Here is a 19438-nt window from a genome sequence, read left to right as displayed (position 1 = left end):
TGACTCGCTAGTAAAAATTTAAGTAGCAAAACTAAAAAACCCCGACCTATCGGGGTTTTTTAGTTTCAGTCGCTAACTCTCAAACAATTTAGACGCAGCTCTCTTCGCCCTTCGCCTCTTCAGCAAAACGCAGGTCGTAATCCCTTACCTTGTCGAATAGGATGCCAAACACAACCTTCGATATCTTTGACGCCAATAATGGTGGCACTGCATTCCCAACTTGGTGAAACTGATCGGTTCTGCTGCCTTGGAAGAAATAATTGTCTGGAAATGTCTGGATACGAGCGGCCTCCCTAACAGACAAACTCCTGCACTGAGTCGGATCGTAATGAATGAAATAGTGCCCATCTTTGGAAATATGGCTTGTAATGGTCGTAGCGTACCTATCCTCGACTTGCACTCTAAATCGATCGCTAAACTTCCCTGTTTTCCAGTTCTTATGATCAGGCGCCAGCCCCTCTAAGAAGAATCCATCATGACCTTTAGGCGAAGTACCCCGAAGTTTGGCGTAGACCGCAGCAAATAGATATCTACGCAGATCTGTCGGCATATGCCCACGAGACTCGTGATTTAGCCAATAGCCTAAATTTTTATCTAAATACCATTCATCCAAGCTCGGATTATCGGTCGAGCCATCATCCCTCGAATCTTTTCTTTTTACCCTTTTCCCACCAGGGCTTACCGGCACGTTCGGCCCCTCGAAGGTCCTAGTCAGGTCTTGAAGCGCCCCCCAGAGCTTTACGTCAACAGGATTAGTCTGGCTCTTAAGATAATTCAACTGCTCCGTTACGACATCAACCCACCCTGCTTGACTATCTGCTGTTTTTGAAAGACCACTGCGAAGCCTAGGCAGATTGCTCAGCACTTGCCCTACAGAAACTTGCGACTCTTTCTTCTTTCCACAAGCCAGTTTTACCCAGTCATTCGAAGCCGGAAGACTATCTGTAGCAACACCTAAAAGGATTACTCGATGCCTCGCTTGGGGAATACCGTAATCCTCTGCCCTGATAATAAAGGTTCTTGGATCAATTTTTTCCACATCCTCTCCAGGCCCAAAGGAGCTACCGGTCACCAATGAGTAGATACGGTACTTTTTACTCACTCCTTCTAAGTGAAGTGCTTGGCCGGGGTCTGAAAGGTCCTTCAAAATATTCGAAAATATCCGCTCATTGTTAACCTTAGAAGAGAGAATTCCCTTTACATTTTCCATAACGAACATCGTGGGCTGTCTATCCCGAATGATTCGCAGGTATTCCTTGTACAAAAAATGTCGCTGGTCTTCCTCTGCCTTGTAGTCGACCTTGGACTGATTTCGCGCTCGCCCCACAATCGAGTAGGCCTGGCAGGGAGGCCCGCCGATCAAAACCCATGGCCGCTTATGTTTCAGCTTGGCGTCCAGAACGTCATCTAGAGTTGTATTACCCTCTCTGCTTCCCAGAGTAATGCATTGGGCTTCCTCTCCAGCTAAGTCCCAAAAGTGCTCTGTATCGACAGTTGGCTTGAAAGTCTCGGGGGCCATTGGATCATTGCAGAAATTGTAATATTCAAAAAGGAGGTCGGGCCTTCGAGCTTTAAGCAGTCGGTAGAAAGCTCGTAATCGAAGGGTTTGCCAAGCTTTTGGGTCTTTTTCCGCAGAAATAACGATCTCGAAGCGTTTGCCTTCACCCAAGGAAGTAAAACCTTCGCCAAGCCCTCCGGGGCCGGCAAAGAGGTCTACGACTTGAATTGGCTCATTGAGACATCCGATAGTTTCCGGAGTCTCGTCTTCTGGAAGATTCAAATTTATCTGGGAGTCATTCATGGACATAGTCAGCAAAGAAGTCAGGTCTCGCATGATGGCTGGCATCCGTGGTAGCAATACTACGCCAGAAAAAATAGTCCGGCGCATGCTGCATCGGCATGGCTTCAGGTATCGCTTACACCAACGGAATCTACCCGGAAGGCCCGATCTGGTGCTCTCGCGCTATCGGGTCTGCATTTTTGTTCACGGTTGCTTCTGGCACAGGCACCCCGGCTGCCGGTATGCAACCACCCCGAGAACCAATGACGAATTCTGGCGAACAAAATTTGACCAGAACGTCGCCCGGGATACCAAGAACAAAGAGAGCCTACTGGCATCAGGGTGGCGCGTTTTCGAACTGTGGGAATGCGGCATACGTGGCCCAGAAACCGAAATGATCTGGATTCTGGATGCGATCAGAGATTGTAATCAAAAAACCGTCTCTTGGCCTGACCTCTTTATGGGAAAGGCCTCTGAATCTCTCCACGTAGACGAGCCAGACTGACAAAACGCTCACATACAGACACCTGACTAGCTCCGACTTCCCCCCCTTAAGCACCCGCCCCCGCAACCGCCCCTAACTGGGCGAATGCCGGCAGACCGCAAAAAAAACTTGACGAAAACTCAAATATTTCCTAAATATTTGACATAGATTGTAGAAATATCTGATTGTCCTGTAGGAAATGTGAGGAACAAATGTCAGAAAAAAGAGAAAAATTTGTAAGGCTTGCAGAGCAACGCGTAAATCGTGCGCTCAACGATGTCCGTCTGATCGGAAACCTTTCAAATAGAAGTGCATACAGTTTTACAGATGAAGACATCAAAAAGATCTTCAAGACTCTACAGAAAGAGCTTGATCAGGCAAAAATGCGCTTCTCTGACGCCGAAAATGCGGCTGGTGGCGACTTCAAGCTATAGCAGTGAATGTTCTGGAACTACTACGAATAGGGAGAATTGATTGTGGCTCATTGGCAGTTCCGCCCGCTGAATCCGAACGAGACTTCAGGGTCTAGCATTTCAGACGACAATTTTGCGGATGAAGAGCGTACCAGCGTTGAAATCCTCGTCCGTGAAACTCTGCAGAATCCATTGGATGCGCGAAGCAGCGAAAGCGTTGTTCGCGTCGAATACAAGCTGGTCACGGTGGACTTGGCTACCACCAAGTTCGCTCGATCCATCTTCTCAGATGATTGGAAAACTCACTTCCTAGCCGGCGAGTTGATAGAAAGCGATGCACTCCCTACCGAAATGACGTTTCTTGTCATCGAGGATTTCGGAACGACCGGTTTGGAGGGATGCTACACGGACTCGTCATCTGAAGGCTCGACCGAAAATTGGAATGCATTCTGGTTCCGTGAAGGCGAAGGCGCGAAAACGACAAAATCCAATGGTGGAGCTGGCCAAGGAAAAATCACCTTGTACTTAGCTAGCAAGTTGAGGAGCGTTTTTGCTCTAACTAAGCGCAAATCAGATGACATCGAACTTATCTTCGGCTGCTGCCGCTTCAAACGTAACTATAAACTGCCCGACGACAATAGGCGCTGGGCAAAGGAGGCGAGGTGGGGAGCGATCAGTGACCCGAACGAACTGGCGGTCCCAATCGACAAAACTCAGGTACTTGACGGAATCAAGGGCGAACTTGGATTAGCGAGGGAACAAGAAGCCGGAACGACCTTCATTGTCCCTATGCCGGCGGGTGACATCACGGAAAAGGCGTTGCGGAATGCCGTGGTCAACGAGTTCTTTTTCGCCATCAATCGTGGTCGTCTAGTGGTGAAAGTCGGCAATATTACTTTGGATTCGACAAGTATCGCCGATGTGGCGAATAACATGGGAGCGGATTGCCGGCTGACCAGGAATTACCGCGATTTTCTCGCACTAACCGCGAAGTTTGCGGATGAAGTGGTCACTGCCACGGCAAAGGATTCGTGGTCGAAAGAAGCGAGGTTGACAGTAGGTGCATTTGAGGAAACTGAGCTGACATCATTGAAGGAAAAATTCGGCAACTCCGAAATGGTTTCGGTGGATTTCCTTATCCCTGTCAAAAAGAAACAACCGAAAGAAACTTCAACCGCAAAATTCCGAGTTTTCCTCCAGCAAGACGAAAGTGCAGAAAAAAGCCAAGAGCTGTTCGTTCGGCAAGACTTAGGAATCGATGGCGAGAAGAGATTAAAAGCAGCACGAATCATCGTCCCGGTGATGGCTCTTACCTTCATTCAGGATCCCAAGCTTTCCGATTTGCTAGTGGCAGCCGAAGAACCGACCCATCGCAACTGGAATGCTAAGCGGCCGAAGGTCGTGGCTCAATATTTTTCGCCCAATGATGCGCTGAATGCAGTTCGTAATGCAGCGCTTCGACTAGTGCAACTGATCTCACCGGAAGGCAAAAAGGATGACACCGCCTTGGCGATTTACTTCGCCGATCCGGCTTCCGAACCTGCCAAACGTTTAGGTGGAGGCGGGATTACGCCGGAAACACCTAAGGGTGAACAACAATCGCCGAAAGAAATTCCGAAGCCAAAACCCAAACCTGTCGTACTCAAGATTCTTGAGAAAGGATTCGAGGTTCGTGCGAATGCAGCGGAAGGATTCAGTTTCCCGATCGATTGCAAAATTACTCTGGCCTACGCCACTGTGGTGGGAGACGCGTTCAAGCTGTGGGATGCCGCCGACTTCTGGATAGGTGATGAATCGTTGTATCCACGCGAGCATTCGAGGATTTCCGAGCCTACCACTGCACTTAATACGATGAGTTTCCGCTTGGACGATGAAAACTCTTGGCTGTCAGTTGCCGGTTTTGATAGCAACCGCCAGCTTGAAATCCGCGTGAAGTATCAGGAGGTGTCCGATGGGGCAAATAACGAGGACAACTAACCCAACCCGTTTAAGACAGATCGACAAGAAGCACTTCGTGGTACGAGTCAGGAATGAGTCCTCTGACGGTAGAATTTTCTGGTTGGATAGCTTCGATTACGAAGCGGCTGATCTTGATCCTTCCGTGCTGCTGGGCTGCATTGTCCATGCAGGAAGTACGGAAGAATATTTCGAACTTGGTCCCTTGTCTGAGTTCAAGAAAACCCCTACGAGCATCCGGGATATTGCTACAGATAAGCCATTGAAGTTCAGGTTCATTTTTAACAAACCGGGCGAATCACGGCTCATCGGATACACGGACAATGTCAGGGCTTTGGATGAGGCCGGCAATCTCGGCTCCAGCCTAGTGGACATTGAGCCCACCGATCTGCACGGCATCGCTTGGAAACTTGTACTTCCAGAGGGAAGGGGGACAGGCGATAAACCGAATGTGCTAGTGGAACGATCTTTATTCCCTACGGCCGCTTCTGCAGTAAATCAACCTTGGTTTGGCGCTCTTGTTATGCCTGAAGTCATGCGCCAAGTTGCAATTGCAATTGCAAAAGATCCATCGGCACTCGATGACCCGGAAAATTGGATTGCAGAATGGGCTGACTTCATCTCCACATTGGGTGCAAATCCTCCCATCGAGTTTGAGGATGACGACATCCTAGCTCAAGAGGCTTGGGCCGATGACGTTGTCACGAGGTTCGCTGCAAAGGGAATTTTCAAACACCACATGGCTGAGGCTTTGGCAGAGATGGAAGGAAACAGTCATGACTAACCAAGTCCGAGCACTGAGTGATGTCGGCATCGCCAAGCTTGCAGCATGGATCGATAACCCTATCAGCGCAGCTCCAAAAGAGCTTTTGACGGACGATACTTTTACCGATGTTGTTGATGGTGAATACCCAATCGACTTGTCCAGAAGGTTTTCAACCAGTTTCGAGCTGGGGGAATATCTAGCAAACCAAGTTTTTGTAGGCAGAGTGGACCGATTTTCCCTCTTGTCAAATCATGGTATGTGGGCATGGATTTCGTTAGCTTTCATGGAAAGCCTAGTGAGTAAAGGTCGAGGCACTGGTATAGGAAAGCCTTTAGCAAAACCGCACTACATCATGCAGTCTCCGCGACTGGCTTACCGCCTAGTTGCTCGAACTGCATGGGACCTGGTAAGCCTACATGGGACGGCAGCCAAGGTTGCCTTGGGTTCCCTGAGATCCCCATGGGGTGAAATGGCCGAACAGATGACGTCACGCCAGGAAATCTACGCCCATCGAAGTTTTTGGCCGGTAGCCAATTCGCTTTACGCCATGCCGGATGGATCGATAAAAAAGGGGGTGACTTCTCAGCGCCAGAAGAAAGATCGCTGCGATCCGAAGAGTAAAGCGGGGTTAGGTGGCATCCGTCGCCTACCTTTTACCTTCAAACAATTCGAGCGCACCTACAATTTGCGTCAAATGGACAGCGACGAAATTGCGACGCTGCTGCCTACTGAGTACGTCAAATGGCGTGAGGGGAACTGATCAACCGTTCCGAAACTGCGCACTCAGGAACAGGTTGTGCGCAGTCTCGTACATCGCCCAGGATTGCTCGAGCCTGCACGTCAACCTCTCGCGTAATCCGAGGAGGTTTTCGTGCATGGCAGCCTTTGGAATCAACATCCCAAGTGCAAATACGCACACTGCCCACAGAATCAACTTCTGGCAGAGCAATCTTGATGAAAAATGCTGAAAGACCTCTCAAAAAAATCAGCAAGCGCGGGGCAGGGTTGAAGGTTGTGACCATTTGGGAATGCCTTACAAAAAATAGAGATCGCCTACCTCTCGAATTCAAGAGACGCACAAGTCTGAAGCCACCATATCTTTTGGGCTGAAAATGATTGCCGAGTTTGAAGGGTTGACCATGCTGCGTTGACCCCCTAGGCTCTCAATTTGAACTGGTCAAGTAATCCCGGACACCGGTTACGGTGTTTATGCCGCTTTTTGCTCCATGGCTATTGGCGACAGGTAGTTGTTGTAGCTGTGGAGCCTGGTGCGGTTGTAGTACAGGAAAAAACGCACCATATCGGTTTTCGCCTCCTCGATCAGGCTGTAGCCATTGCGAGGGACCCACTCTGACTTCAGCGTGCCGAAAAATCGCTCCGTTGGAGCATTGTCCCAGCACTGCCCGCGATGGCTCATGCTTTGCAAAATGCCATGGCGCAGCAGTTCCTCTTGAAACTTGCGACTGGTGTACTGGGCGGATTCAACCGGTCGTCGCAACACTGGATTGTTGTACAGACTTTAGATACTCATTCAGTGCTTCGGCAGGTGTTTTCCAGCCGAGTGTTTTTCGAGGTCTAGTGTTAAGTACGTGAGCTACCGCCTGTATTTCTTGAGCACTCCAACGAGAGAGGTCAGTGCCTTTCGGGAAGTATTGCCGTAGAAGGCCGTTCGTATTTTCGTTTGTGCCGCGCTGCCATGGACTATGTGGATCAGCAAAGAAAACCTTTACTCCGGACTCGATGGTAAATCGAGCGTGATCCGACAGCTCCTTTCCACGATCCCAGGTCAAAGATCGCCACAGCTCGATGGGAAGATCAGTCACCGTCTTCTTCAATGCATTGGCCATACTAACAGCCCCATAGCCAGCCAGCGCCGGGCCGTTCTTCGTGCGGGGAATTAGCCCATAACCTTTCTCGCGGGGCAGATGGACGAGCATGGTAAATCGAGTTGAGCGCTCGACCAGAGTTCCAATCGCAGAACGGTTCAGACCGATGATCAGGTCGCCCTCCCAATGCCCGGGTACAGCCCGATCTTCTACCTCAGCAGGGCGACTGGAGATCATGACGTCCTCGCTGACGTGTGCCCACACTTTGGCCTGCGCTCTGGCTCTCGGCACGCGCAATGCTCGTCCTGAGCGCAGGCAGCTCACCAGTTCGCGCTTGAGAGCTCCTCGACCCTGAATGTAGAGCGCCTGATATATGGTTTCATGAGAGATGCGCATGGATTCATCATCCGGAAAATCGATCTGGAGCCGGTTGGCAATCTGTTCGGGCGACCAGCCATTGACCCATTTACGGTCACTGCGATGCGGTTTATTTCGACCTTTGAAGGGCGCTTGCCGAGGCCCAGAGATCTCACGACCATCGGCGTCTTGAACCTTGCCCTCAAGGCGGTCGCGTACGTACTGGTGCAGTCGAGGGTTAGTGACCAGCTTTGCTGGTTTCGGCCTCTTGGCCACCAGTTCTGCCTTCCATTGCGCTACTGACGCTCGATATTCAAGCCGACCGCAACGGGTAGCAGCATTTCGTGTCAGCTCCCGTGAAATTGTCGATGGGCTTCGTCCAAGGCGACGGGCGATCTCACGAACGCCAACACTTTGCGCTCGAAGCAGCCCAATCTCTTCTCGCTCTGCAAACGATAAGTAACGTCCTGATATGTGATTCGACATGAATAATGGCATCCCGCCTCGATGACGGAACCAGCGTGTACCTACCGCTGTTGATACGCCAACGGCATGTGCTGCCTTTTCGCTTGTGATGCCTGTTGCAATCTGCACCCAAAATAGCCGCTCGATCTCATTACGAAGTGAGGGTGCACCTGGAGAACGCATCGCTCCCCGGCCCGTCATTTTTTGCATCCATCCTGCGGGTCGTCCCATAAACACCTCGATCAAGGTGTTGCGACGACCGGTTGAATCCGCCCTGACAGCCCTGATCCGAATGGAACATCAGGCCCGCAGGGCACGTTCGTACCTCTGTCGCCATGCGTAGCGCCTTGCTGACCAAGTTGGCGTCATTGACCAGCGAAAACGCCCAGCCAATCACTCGGCGAGCAAACAAGTCGATCACGATGGCCAGATGAACCCAGCGTTTGCCCACCATTAGGCTAGTAACGTCGCCGCACCAGACCTGATCGACAGCAGTCGGCTTGAAATTGCGCTTGAGCAAATTGGGCGCAACAAATGCTTCAACGCCTTTGGATCTGAATGGATGCGGCTGGCGTTGTTTACTGACAATGTTGGCCTCTTTCATCAGCGTTCTGGCCAGCTCCCTTCCGACCGCTATGTTTTGCGACTTCAGGCCCTTGCTGATCATTCTGGAGCCCATGGCTTCCCGGCTTTCGCTGTGCAGCTCAACCACTTTCGACTTGAGCTCTTCGCGACTGAGCCGCAGCTTGGTGCGCCGCTGAATCCACTCATAAAAGCTGCTGCGCTTCACATCGAAAACACGGCACACAATGGCAGTCGGGAATGACTCTCTTAGCTCTGCGATCATCGAAAACGATCGGGATCCGACATCAAGAGAGCGGTAGCCTTTTTTAGGATTTCGGCTTCCATCTCCATGCGCTTGATCTTGGCTTTTAGTTCCTGGATCTGGCGCTGATCTTCGGTGATTGCCTTGGTGCCTTTGACTGGCTGCCCTTCACGTTCCTTACGAACCTGATCGACCCAGCGCCGTAAAGCGGTAGGGCCGATGTCCAGCGATGCACAAACGTCTGGCACGGGGCAGTTATCATCAAGCACCATGCTGGCCGCATGCAGCTTGAACTCGCGGGTATAGACCTTTCTTTCGTTCATGGAACCTCCAAGTTGGCGAAATCATATCGCCCTTAAGAGGTGTCCGGAATTATTAGGCCAGTTCAACTCGCCTCCCGTTATTAATACCCTTCCCCCTCACGGACCCGAGCCCCGCCATGAAATTCGATCTCGCCTACTGCCTAAGCCTCGACGACAAGCTGTCGATCTATGACGTGCGCGATCTCAATTTCGACGAGACCATGGCGTTCGATTCTGCGAAAGAGCATTTCCAGTGTCCCAACGATGCGTGTCGTTTAGCCTTTGATGCGGCCAATGAGTTGGGGACGTTCAACGCCAAGAACGTGAATTACGTGCGCACGCCGCACTTCAAGAACCTGCCAAGTACGCGGCATGTCGAGGGTTGTCCTTATGTCAGCCTGAAAGCACCGGCGTCGGGCGTAGACCCTGATGGTGCGGAAACGGATGACAGTCGTGAGGAGCATTTTCCTTCAGAGCTGTTGCTGACTCGCCGTGCGTATGTGCGCAAGTCATCCAGCCCGGTAGCGGGCGCGGATGTTCAACGCGATGAGCCACAAATCCCCTCGCAATCCAGCAGCACTGAGCAGCCAAGCCGCGAGTCGGCGCCGGACAAGACCAGCGTCTTCGCCCACCCGGTGGAATGCTTCGTGTCGAATTTCGACGACAAGGATCTGCTCAAGCGCATGCCGCTGAAGATCGGCGAGCACACCGCGCCTTATGGATCCTTCTTCAAAAAGATCGAATACCTGCAAGACAACAAGGGGCTGATTTACTGGGGCAAGATCAAAGAGATCAAGGATTACACCCAGAGCTTTCGCATCGATTTCGAGAAGAAGGTCTGGTTCGAGAAGAAGCCGTATTCGGTCAATGTTTACCTGAGCAAGAAGCTGGTCGACACCTACCGCAAGCGCAAGGCGTTCCTGGAAGAGATCAAGCACGCCATCGAGAGCGGGCGGGAACTCTATTGTTTCTTTTACGGCGTGACGCCGGAGTTGAAGCAGGTGCCGAGCAAGAAAAACCCCGAGCAGACGTTCGGGGTGTTCAGCGCCAACATCGAGAATCTGGATCACTTTATGGTGCGGGAGGCACCGGGGTTGGCGGGTAAATAAAGCACACGCCGTTCGTCTGACCAAAAACACAAATCAAAAATTGCATTTGATCCCGGCTCAAAACAACTGTACAAAAACACAGTATATTTTGAATCAACACTCTCGAGCCGGAGAACACCATGGCCTCTCAAGCGATGAAAATCACCCTGGAACGTATCGCCCTCTTCCAATTCACCCCGGCTCACTGCGCCCAGGCCCGAGCGATGCTGGGCTGGAGTGTGGAGGAGTTGTCGCGGGAGGCTTCGGTTTCTGTTGACGCGATTGAGCGGTTCGAAGCGCAGCAGGATGTGCTGGATGTCACTCGGTTGGCGTTGGCGTATCGGTTTGAATCGGAAGGGTTGGTATTTTTCCCGGGGTTTGCGCCGGGTAGAGGGATGAACTTGAGAGGGTCTACGCCGAACCCGGTTGGGCGGTCGGATTTTGCGATGGTGGAGTGAGAGCTTTGCTCGGGCCGCTTAACAGTAAGCGGCCCGGTTGAAGTGCATCACACGCCCTGCACTGTCACCCGCTCACTCTCCCCTTCCACCGCCAACCACCACGCCTCACCACGCTGGGGATGTAACAGGTTGAACGCTTCGCCCATTTGCGGCGTGGTAATCGAAACGCTGCGCTCCCAGGCCAACGCCAGGATGCGGTCGAAGGGTTCGTACCAGGCGTGCATTGATAGGTCGAAGGTGCCGTTGTGGATCGGCAACAGCCAGCGGCCCTTGAGGTCGATGTGGGCTTGCAGGGTTTGCTCGGGCTGCATGTGCACGTGAGGCCAGTCGACGTTGTAGGCGCCGGTTTCCATCAGGGTCAGGTCGAATGGGCCGTATTGTTCGCCGATGCGTTTGAAGCCGTCGAAATAGCCGCTGTCGCCGCTGAAGAAAATGCGTGTGTCGCCGTCGATCATCACCCATGAGGCCCAAAGGGTGCTGTTGCTGTCGAACAGGCCGCGGCCGGAGAAGTGTTGCGACGGGGTGGCGATGAACTGAATGCCATCGACTTCGGTGCCTTGCCACCAATCCCGTTGCCGGATTTTGCTGGCATTGATGCCCCACTTGATCAGGGTATCGCCCACGCCCAACGGGGTAAGGAAGTATTTGGTTTTATCGGCGAGTTTCAGCACGGCCTGATGATCGAGGTGGTCGTAGTGATCGTGGGAAAGAATCACTGCTTCAATCGGTGGCAACTCTTCCAGGCTTATCGGTGGCTGATGGAATCGCTTGGGTCCGGCCCATTGCACAGGCGAGGCGCGTTCGGCGAACACCGGGTCGGTGATCCAGAATTTGTTGCGCAACTTAAGCAATACCGTGGAATGGCCGAGGCGGTAGACGCTATGGTTGGGAGCTGCAATCAGTGCCGCTTGCGTCAGGGGTTGTACCGGAACTTGACCACTCGGGCGGGTGTCTTGCGGTTTGTGGAAGATGACGTTCCACAAGATGCGCAAGGTTTTGCGAAAACCTTCACGCTTTACAGGGGCATGGTTTCGGAAGAGACCTTCCACCTGAAGCGATGCTTCAGGCGTGGAGGCGTTATCCGCCGGGGAAGTTGAATTGGCCATGACTGAATGACTCCAGGAAAACCGCACGTCTCACGACTTTTCCGCTTTGGGACGATGTATGGCCGCTGCACGCACGCATTAGCCGAAACTCTATTTTTGACGTTGCAGCATTAACAAAACATTACACTGCACAGTGTAGTTCCAAGGTTGCAGCAAAGCCGTTCGCAAGTAAACTGCCGAGTGTAATTTTTAACCTTTCCTGCCGAAGCGTACTTATGACAGCTCCACAGCGCCTCACCGACCGAAAACGCGAAGCCATCATTCACGCGGCGATTGCCGAATTCCGTGCCAACGGTTTCGACATCACCAGCATGGACAAGATTGCTGCCACTGCCGGCGTGTCGAAGCGCACGGTGTACAACCATTTCCCCAGCAAGGAAGAGTTGTTCGCCGAGATTCTTAATCAATTATGGGTTCGAGTGACGGCGGAACAGGAAGCGCCTTACCGCACCGACCGACCGTTACGCGAACAATTGCGCCAGCAATTGACGGCGAAACTGAAAATGATGGGCGATGATAATTTTCTCGATCTGGCGCGAGTCGCCATCGCCGCGGCCATTCACTCTCCCGAGCGTGCCCAGAGCATGGTGGCTCGCATGGGTGAACGCGAAGAAGGCTTGACCGTGTGGATTCGTGCGGCTCAAGCGGATGGTCGATTGAAAGCGGTCGCCCCAGAGTTCGCAGCCCAACAAGTCCAGGGTTTGCTCAAAAGCTTTGCATTCTGGCCGCAGATTTCCATGGGCCGTCCGAGCTTGCCCACCGAGGAGCAAGCCGCCGTTGTGGAGTCAGCGCTAGACATGTTCCTGGCCTGTTATCAGCTGCAATAAATGACATGTTCGCCAGACCTGTCGAACAGTGAATAGCTGCGAAGCAAACACCGCAATGTGTTTCAGAATGAAACTGGCGTCGGGGCTATAGTGAGCCTCAGTCCCAATGTCATTTCGAGAGCACCATGATCACGCCAACCCGCGACACCGCCGCACCCGTCGACCACCTGCGTTTCCATCGCCCACATGCCCATCTGGCGCCGACATTTGGCACTGATAAATTCGCCCTGCGTGCCGAAGCTTTTGCGCGTTTTTTTGGCACGCCGACCTTCCTCGGGGCGCAGACGTTGATTGTGCTGCTATGGGTGATCCTCAACGTCTCCGGTGTTACCCACTTCGACGTGTATCCGTTCATTTTGCTCAACCTGGCGTTCAGCCTGCAGTCGGCGTATGCAGCGCCGTTGATTTTGCTGGCTCAGACTCGGCAGGCAGCGCGGGACAAAGCGCAGTCCGAAGCCGATGCTCAGCACCGTGAAGCGCTGGCGGTTGCCAATACTGAACGGCAAGCCGAAGCCGCGCATAACACCGCGCAGCTGTTGGCGTTGCTGGAGCAAAACACCCGCCTGACACAGATGACCAAAGAACTGACCGAACGTATCGAAAGCCTGACGACGGAGATGCATCAACATTTCGTTTGCAACGATCAGCCAAAGCCCTGAGCATTTTCACGACAGCTCCAGTGCACGCAGCCCGGCCCGCACCATGCTGGCAGCCTTGAGCTTAAATTCACTCGAATAAGATTTACGCATAGCCAAACACCTCAGATTTGGGCGCAATGATAGCGCCCGATTGAAGTGTCCAAAATCATTAGGCCAGTTCAGCTTGCCCGCGAAGAGTCCCGCACTGGCAAAGCAAAACTCAGTTCTGCACCAAACTCCGCACCGCCGAAATCTCCGGCACTTCCCGCCGTTTCATATACACCCTCAACGGTTCGGTCATGTTGATCCGGTCGTCAATGTTCTGATCCAGCAGCAGTTGAATCAACTCACGCTTGAGGGTCATGGTTTGCCCGGGGCTGGCGGTCCAGACGAACTCGCTGGTGGGGATGATGCCGTCATCCGCTACGTCCATGCCGAAGGAGTCTTCACTGAAGCGGACGATGTAGTGGCCAGTCTTGCGATTGAGGCCGACGAAGCCTTTGAGTTGGTCGGCAGCCTGGCAGATGAGTTGGGAAGTGATGCGCATGGAAACCTCACAGAAAGTGATCGAGGGTTTACACGCAAGGCCAGCGAACGGATTTCCCTCTGCCGGGGAAATTGCCGGGGCTAAGGGTACTGCAAAAAAACGCTTTGAACAGATCGATGTCGGTTTGGCGATAGCGCTCGTAACGCTCAGTTGTTAAAAGAGAGGGCTCCGACCACCCATCGCGAAAGGATTTCGACATGCCTGCTACCTTCAGCAAAAGCGCCCTGCTGCTGAGTCTGTTGCTCAGCCTTGTCCAGGCACATGCCGCCAGCGAGCCAAACCCCAATGCCCTGGCAACCCGTTCAGGCATCCCGCACCCGGCGGTGATCGCCCACCGTGGCGCGTCGTTCGATGCACCGGAATCCACCGCCGCCGCCTACAAAACCGCCCGCGACCTGGGTGCCGACTATCTGGAACTGGACCTGCAACGCAGCAAGGATGGCGTGCTGTTCGCCCTGCACGACAACAACCTGCAACGCACCACTGACGTCGTCAGCAAATTCCCTGAGCGCAAGGACAGCCCGGCCAATGCCTTCACCATGGCCGAACTGAAAACCCTGGATGCCGGCAGCTGGTTCAACGCGGCTTATCCGGATCGCGCGCGACCTGCGTTTGCCCGCCTGAAAATTCTCACTCTCGATGAAATTATCGACATCGCCCAGGGCAACCCGCTGCACAAGCCCGGTCTGTACATTGAAACCAAGGAGCCGAAGCAATTTCCCGGCATCGAACGTGACCTCAAGGACAAACTGCAGGAGCGTGGCTGGTTGAGTCCGGCAGGTTCGAAACTGGCGAAAAGTGAATTGGCCATAGGCCAGGGCCCTGGCAAGGTGATACTGCAAACCTTCGAAAAAAGCAGTCTCGAATTGCTCCAGAAGGAAATGCCGCAGGTACCGAAAATCCTGCTGCTGTGGGTCGGTGAAGGCAACATCGAGCCTGAATCTCAAGTAACGTTTGCCGAGTCCGGCGAAAAAGACAAAGCCACTTATTACGCCAAACAGCAGCCGAAAGACAAAGCCGAATTCCAGCGCTGGGTCGACTACGCCAAGGCCCAGGGCGCGATCGGCACCGGCCCGTCCGCCGCATTGACGAAGGGTGGCGATCAGAGTTACGCGGATCTGGTAAAGCCGTGGATGAACCAGTACACCCACGATCAGGGTCTGCTGGTGCACGTCTACACCATCGACGAGGCGGTGGATTACCAGAAAGTCATGGATGCCGGGGTCGATGGGATCTTCACCAATCGAGCCAGTGAATTGTTGAAGTTCTATAAACGTCCGGCAGCGGCGAGTGTCGATCAGGTGCTGAAAAACAACGGGTATTGATCGGGGACCGAGGCGCCTGCATCGCTGGTCGTTGGCGAGAGGTGTGAACAACTCCGTCCTGTAGGAGCTGGCTTGCCAGCGATGTTTGTGAATTAAGGCTGAATTAAGTTGCCACAGTTAATCTGATTCCACTTAAACAGTTCACACAAGGAATGAACCTCATGAAGACGCTGACTGCCCTGTTCGCCGCTGCTGCTCTGACTCTCACCGCTGGTTTGGCCCAGGCTGATGTTCCTGTCGACCAGATTCCTCAGTTGGTCAAGGACGGCAAGATCAAGCCGCTCGAAGAGCTGAACCAGATCGTGCTGAAACTGCACCCGGGCGCCACGATCACCGACAGTGACCTGGACAACCACTTCAACGGCTACGAGTACGAAGTCGAGTTGCGTGACGCGCAAAACGTGGAATGGGATGTGGATTTGAACGCCGCCACCGGCGAAGTCCTGAAGAACAAAAAAGACGACTGATGCACAGCGCACAAGCCGCACGTTATAAAAAACGTGCGGCTTTTTTGCATCTGCAATTCAGGCCGAAGTGCTGACCAGTGAACCGGACGTGCTGCCGCCCTCGTCCTGCAACGCTTGCAACAGCGAAGCGGTGGCCGTTTGCAACGAGGCGGAGGTCGCCGATATCTGTGACTGAGCCGCCGCCACGTCGGCTGCCTTGGCATCGGCGCTTTCCTGTTTGGCTTGGGCCGCTTGCAGTTGTTGCTGTTGTTCCTGCAACTGCTTTTGCAGCTCGGCGATTTGCTGGCGCAGCTCTCTTACCGAATCGGATTCTTCGCTGCTGCTGGAGCTGCTGTCACCCGATGCCGGTGCGCCGCCAGCGGAAACCTTGGTGGCGTCGGTCGACGCCGACGTCGTTGCCGCCGTGGTCGTGTCTTCTGTGCTGCTGGGGCTGGTCGAAGTGGTCGACAAGGGCTGCGTGATCGTAACGGACGTGATGCTGACCATGGGGTTATCCAATGTAGTTCGAAGGTAACCCCTTCATCGACAGGCCGGGCGGGCAATTGAGATCGACTGTGTACCCACTCGGTAAGCGACCCGATACACAGCCGCCTTCATTACGCGCTCAAGCGCGCCGTGACTTTATTCAACTCCCCGGACAACCCGTGCAAATTGTTGCTCGCCGCTTCGGTGCGTTGCACGTTATCCAGGTACTCATGACAGGAATTAGGCTCGCGCGGTGAAGCCGTGAAAAGTGTCCGGACATCCCTGTCTGCCGCGTTGGCTTCTAGCCGAAGGCGCGCAACTTACCCCAAGCGGGATCGGCGTGCCAGAGCGGTTCTTGAGGCGAATCCGAGCACCGATAGAACAATCGTTTGCGTTCACTTTATCGTCACAAAACCGTCATCAGCGCTTGCGATGATGCGGTCCAAGTGAACCTGTAAAAATTCGCGACAGGCGCCTCCCCTTGCGAGCTCTCATGAACCACAGCATCGATCAAAGCCATCGCGACCCGGATCCGTTCGGCCTGCTTTACGGATTCAGTTTTCGCCCCGGCGAGCGTGGGCGCGAGATCGATTCGGCGAGGGCGTTGCAGTGCCTGCAACAAGCGGACGACAGCGAAGAATTCCTCTGGCTGCACCTCAACCTCGCCCATGCCGCGTGCGAGCGCTGGATGAAAAGCCATCTGCAATTGCCCGACGAGTTTTTCGAAGCCTTGCACGAAGGGTCGCGGTCGACGCGCATCGAGCATGTCGACTCGGCGCTACTGGCGGTGGTCAACGATGTGGTGTTCAACCTCAGCAGCATGGTCTCGTCAGATGTGTCGACGCTGTGGGTGTGCGTGCGCAGTCGGCTGATCATCAGCGCGCGCCTGCAACCGCTGCACTCGGTGGATAAATTGCGCTCGTCGGTGAAGGCCGGTGAATGCTTTCGTTCACCGCTGGAATTTCTGGTGCACTTGTTGCGCGATCAGGGCGAAGTGCTGACTCAGATCGTGCGCAAGACCAGCCTCAGCGTCGATCAGGTCGAAGATGAATTGCTGTCCTCGCGACTGTCGACCAATCGCGCCGAACTGGGGGCCAATCGTCGGGTGCTGGTGCGCTTGCAACGGCTGTTGGCGTTGGAGCCGGGTTCGTTGCTGCGGCTGCTGAATCGACCGCCGCCGTGGTTGCAAAAAGAAGACGTGAAGGAGCTGCGCAAATCCACCGAGGAGTTCGCGCTGATCATTAACGACCTCACGGCGCTGGGTGAGCGGATCAAGCTGTTGCAGGAAGAAATCGCCGCCAACCTCAACGAACAGAGCAACCGCACGCTGTTTACCCTGACCGTGGTGACGGTGCTGGCGCTGCCGATCAACATCATCGCCGGTTTCTTTGGCATGAACGTCGGCGGGGTGCCGCTGGCCGGTGATCCGGAAGGGTTCTGGATTCTCGTGGCGCTGGTGGTGACCTTTACCGTGATTGCCGGGCGATGGGCGTTTCGCAAGCGGCAGGATTACTGATTCACTCCGATCACCGTGGCGACGGAGCAAGCTCCCTCGCCACAGGTTCTTCATTTCAGATCAATGGATCAGGTAAAAACCGCGAAACACTGATCCAAGGCAGTCTCCCTGTAACATTTGGCAACGATCATGAACGACACTCCTTCCCTCCTCAGGAATGTCCGGCATGGCTACGCCCTCCTTCACCGCCGCCCAGGCGCCCGTCAGTAGTGGCAAACCGCAGCTCGATAAAAAACCCAGCCTGCTTACGCTTATTGTGTTTTTCGCCGTGCTGGCCATGGGGCTGTTGTTCACCGCCTACAGCCTGATGCACGACATGAACGAACTCGGCACGGTGGTAACCACCTGGACGCCGTTTCTGCTGTTGGGCGTGGCGCTGCTGATCGCCCTGGGATTCGAGTTCGTCAACGGTTTCCACGACACCGCCAACGCGGTGGCCACGGTGATTTACACCCACTCGCTGCCGCCGAACTTTGCCGTGGTCTGGTCGGGTTTCTTTAACTTTCTTGGCGTGCTGCTTTCGAGCGGCGCGGTGGCCTTCGGCATCATCGCCCTGCTGCCGGTAGAGCTGATACTGCAAGTCGGCTCATCCGCCGGTTTCGCGATGATCTTCGCCCTGCTGATCGCCGCGATCCTGTGGAACCTCGGCACCTGGTGGCTGGGCCTGCCGGCGTCTTCCTCGCACACACTGATCGGTTCGATCATCGGCGTCGGCATCGCCAACGCGCTAATGCACGGCCGCGATGGCACCAGCGGCGTCGACTGGGCGCAGGCGACCAAGGTCGGTTATGCGCTGTTGCTCTCGCCCCTGGTCGGTTTTGGTTGTGCCGCGCTGTTGCTGCTGGCCCTGCGCGCCTTCGTCAAGAACCGTGCGTTGTACAAGGAACCGAAGGGCAACACCCCGCCGCCATGGTGGATTCGCGGCATGCTGATCCTGACCTGCACCGGCGTGTCCTTCGCCCACGGTTCCAACGACGGCCAAAAGGGCATGGGCCTGATCATGCTGATTCTGGTGGGCACCTTGCCGATGGCTTATGCGCTGAACCGCACCATGCCAGCGGACCAGGCTTTGCAATTTGCTGCGGTGGCTGAAGTCACTCAGCAAGCACTGGTGAAAAGTGCGCCACTGCCGGCGCCGGCCGATCCGCGACCAATCCTTTCCGAATACGTACGCAGCAAGGAAGCGACGCCACAACTGGTGCCGGCGCTCGCCGCACTGACCGCCAGCATTGGCGCCGAGGTCAAAGGTTACGGTTCGCTGTCGAAAGTCCCGGCCGAAGCCGTGGGCAACGTGCGTAACGACATGTACCTGACCAGCGAAACCATTCGCCTGATGGACAAGAACAAGGTCGGCAACTTTGACGCCGACACCACCGACAAGCTGCAACTGTTCAAGCAACAGATCGACAGTTCCACGCGATTCATTCCGTTGTGGGTGAAGATTGCGGTGGCCATCGCTTTGGGGCTGGGCACCATGGTCGGCTGGAAGCGCATCGTGGTGACGGTCGGTGAGAAGATCGGCAAGACTCACCTGACTTACGCCCAGGGTGCCGCGGCGGAAACCGTGGCAATGCTGACCATCGGCGCCGCCGATATGTTCGGCTTGCCAGTGTCGACCACGCACGTGCTGTCATCAGGCGTGGCCGGGACCATGGTCGCCAATGGCGGCGGTTTGCAGATGAAGACCATCCGTAACCTGCTGATGGCCTGGGTACTGACCCTGCCAGCGGCGATTGTGTTGTCGGGTAGCTTGTATTGGTTGTTTACTCAGATTTTCTGACCCATCGCGGAAAAACTGTGGCGAGGAAGCTGGCTCCTGCTCGGCT

General features: G+C 54.4%; 21 protein-coding genes. 13 read left to right on the top strand and 8 right to left on the bottom strand.

The window, feature by feature from the left end:
• Positions 1-88 precede the first annotated feature (88 nt).
• Positions 89-1834 carry a DNA (cytosine-5-)-methyltransferase gene (gene dcm, locus ABVN21_RS01750; protein ID WP_339561670.1) on the bottom strand — a complete coding sequence of 582 codons (1746 nt, stop codon included), beginning with the start codon at positions 1832-1834 and terminating at the stop codon, positions 89-91.
• Between dcm and ABVN21_RS01745 the strand changes: the two genes are divergently transcribed.
• The 5 genes from ABVN21_RS01745 (at position 1800) to ABVN21_RS01725 (ending at position 6159) form a co-directional block, all read left to right on the top strand.
• The gene (locus tag ABVN21_RS01745) at positions 1800-2285 is read left to right on the top strand and encodes a very short patch repair endonuclease (protein WP_339555515.1); all 486 of its coding nucleotides are present in this window, start codon (positions 1800-1802) and stop codon (positions 2283-2285) included. The genes dcm and ABVN21_RS01745 overlap by 35 nt on opposite strands.
• A 191-nt stretch (positions 2286-2476) precedes the next feature.
• Positions 2477-2698 carry a hypothetical protein gene (locus ABVN21_RS01740; RefSeq protein ID WP_339555514.1) on the top strand — a complete coding sequence of 74 codons (222 nt, stop codon included), beginning with the start codon at positions 2477-2479 and terminating at the stop codon, positions 2696-2698.
• 42 nt (positions 2699-2740) lie between these two features.
• Positions 2741-4654 (top strand): hypothetical protein, encoded by a 1914-nt coding sequence (locus tag ABVN21_RS01735; RefSeq protein WP_339555513.1) that lies wholly within the window; start codon positions 2741-2743, stop codon positions 4652-4654.
• Positions 4629-5417 carry a hypothetical protein gene (locus ABVN21_RS01730; RefSeq protein WP_339555512.1) on the top strand — a complete coding sequence of 263 codons (789 nt, stop codon included), beginning with the start codon at positions 4629-4631 and terminating at the stop codon, positions 5415-5417. Before ABVN21_RS01735 ends, ABVN21_RS01730 begins: the two co-directional genes overlap by 26 nt.
• On the top strand, positions 5410-6159 hold the full coding sequence (locus ABVN21_RS01725; RefSeq protein WP_339555511.1) for a hypothetical protein: 750 nt from the start codon (positions 5410-5412) through the stop codon (positions 6157-6159). The genes ABVN21_RS01730 and ABVN21_RS01725 overlap by 8 nt, the downstream gene beginning before the upstream one ends.
• A gap of 447 nt (positions 6160-6606) precedes the next feature.
• On the opposite strand, the gene ABVN21_RS01720 is transcribed toward ABVN21_RS01725, so the two are convergent.
• From ABVN21_RS01720 to ABVN21_RS01705, 4 genes are read right to left on the bottom strand one after another with little or no spacing between them, the layout of a single operon-like run.
• Positions 6607-6897, bottom strand: a complete 291-nt coding sequence (locus ABVN21_RS01720) for an integrase core domain-containing protein (protein ID WP_339555510.1) — start codon at positions 6895-6897, stop codon at positions 6607-6609.
• Positions 6881-8257, bottom strand: coding sequence for an IS30 family transposase (locus tag ABVN21_RS01715; RefSeq protein ID WP_353637218.1), 1377 nt, complete (start codon positions 8255-8257; stop codon positions 6881-6883). The genes ABVN21_RS01720 and ABVN21_RS01715 overlap by 17 nt, the downstream gene beginning before the upstream one ends.
• Positions 8199-8894 carry an IS3 family transposase gene (locus ABVN21_RS01710; protein WP_353637217.1) on the bottom strand — a complete coding sequence of 232 codons (696 nt, stop codon included), beginning with the start codon at positions 8892-8894 and terminating at the stop codon, positions 8199-8201. The genes ABVN21_RS01715 and ABVN21_RS01710 overlap by 59 nt, the downstream gene beginning before the upstream one ends.
• A complete protein-coding gene (locus ABVN21_RS01705) occupies positions 8891-9196 on the bottom strand; it encodes an IS3 family transposase (protein WP_008047186.1) in 306 nt (101 codons plus the stop codon). The genes ABVN21_RS01710 and ABVN21_RS01705 overlap by 4 nt, the downstream gene beginning before the upstream one ends.
• 116 nt (positions 9197-9312) lie before the next feature.
• Here ABVN21_RS01705 and ABVN21_RS01700 point away from each other — a divergent pair, with 116 nt between their 5' ends.
• A complete protein-coding gene (locus ABVN21_RS01700) occupies positions 9313-10284 on the top strand; it encodes a hypothetical protein (protein WP_339556131.1) in 972 nt (323 codons plus the stop codon).
• A 119-nt stretch (positions 10285-10403) separates the two neighbouring features.
• Complete coding sequence (locus tag ABVN21_RS01695) at positions 10404-10721, top strand: XRE family transcriptional regulator (RefSeq protein ID WP_339556130.1); 318 nt, start codon at positions 10404-10406, stop codon at positions 10719-10721.
• A 47-nt stretch (positions 10722-10768) separates the two neighbouring features.
• Here ABVN21_RS01695 and ABVN21_RS01690 read toward each other — a convergent pair whose 3' ends face one another.
• The gene (locus ABVN21_RS01690) at positions 10769-11827 is read right to left on the bottom strand and encodes an MBL fold metallo-hydrolase (RefSeq protein ID WP_339556129.1); all 1059 of its coding nucleotides are present in this window, start codon (positions 11825-11827) and stop codon (positions 10769-10771) included.
• A gap of 215 nt (positions 11828-12042) precedes the next feature.
• On the opposite strand from ABVN21_RS01690, the gene ABVN21_RS01685 reads away from it, so the two are divergent.
• Positions 12043-12654, top strand: coding sequence for a TetR/AcrR family transcriptional regulator (locus tag ABVN21_RS01685; RefSeq protein WP_339556128.1), 612 nt, complete (start codon positions 12043-12045; stop codon positions 12652-12654).
• Between the two features lie 125 nt (positions 12655-12779).
• Positions 12780-13313, top strand: coding sequence for a DUF1003 domain-containing protein (locus ABVN21_RS01680; RefSeq protein ID WP_339556127.1), 534 nt, complete (start codon positions 12780-12782; stop codon positions 13311-13313).
• Positions 13314-13512: 199 nt separating this feature from the next.
• Here the strand turns inward: ABVN21_RS01680 and ABVN21_RS01675 are convergent, their stop codons facing one another.
• Positions 13513-13839 (bottom strand): DUF2025 family protein, encoded by a 327-nt coding sequence (locus ABVN21_RS01675; protein ID WP_339556126.1) that lies wholly within the window; start codon positions 13837-13839, stop codon positions 13513-13515.
• A gap of 197 nt (positions 13840-14036) precedes the next feature.
• On the opposite strand from ABVN21_RS01675, the gene ABVN21_RS01670 reads away from it, so the two are divergent.
• The gene (locus ABVN21_RS01670) at positions 14037-15164 is read left to right on the top strand and encodes a glycerophosphodiester phosphodiesterase (RefSeq protein ID WP_339556125.1); all 1128 of its coding nucleotides are present in this window, start codon (positions 14037-14039) and stop codon (positions 15162-15164) included.
• Positions 15165-15325: 161 nt separating this feature from the next.
• Positions 15326-15631, top strand: coding sequence for a PepSY domain-containing protein (locus ABVN21_RS01665; RefSeq protein ID WP_339556124.1), 306 nt, complete (start codon positions 15326-15328; stop codon positions 15629-15631).
• A gap of 57 nt (positions 15632-15688) precedes the next feature.
• On the opposite strand, the gene ABVN21_RS01660 is transcribed toward ABVN21_RS01665, so the two are convergent.
• Positions 15689-16117 carry a hypothetical protein gene (locus tag ABVN21_RS01660; protein ID WP_339556123.1) on the bottom strand — a complete coding sequence of 143 codons (429 nt, stop codon included), beginning with the start codon at positions 16115-16117 and terminating at the stop codon, positions 15689-15691.
• 472 nt (positions 16118-16589) lie between these two features.
• Between ABVN21_RS01660 and ABVN21_RS01655 the strand changes: the two genes are divergently transcribed.
• Positions 16590-17612 carry a transporter gene (locus tag ABVN21_RS01655; protein WP_339556122.1) on the top strand — a complete coding sequence of 341 codons (1023 nt, stop codon included), beginning with the start codon at positions 16590-16592 and terminating at the stop codon, positions 17610-17612.
• Between the two features lie 166 nt (positions 17613-17778).
• Positions 17779-19392 (top strand): inorganic phosphate transporter, encoded by a 1614-nt coding sequence (locus tag ABVN21_RS01650; RefSeq protein WP_339556121.1) that lies wholly within the window; start codon positions 17779-17781, stop codon positions 19390-19392.
• Positions 19393-19438: the final 46 nt, after the last annotated feature.

Origin of the sequence: Pseudomonas sp. MYb327, from assembly GCF_040438925.1 — a bacterium.
Lineage (GTDB): Bacteria > Pseudomonadota > Gammaproteobacteria > Pseudomonadales > Pseudomonadaceae > Aquipseudomonas.
This window is presented reverse-complemented; position numbering and strand designations above follow the sequence as displayed.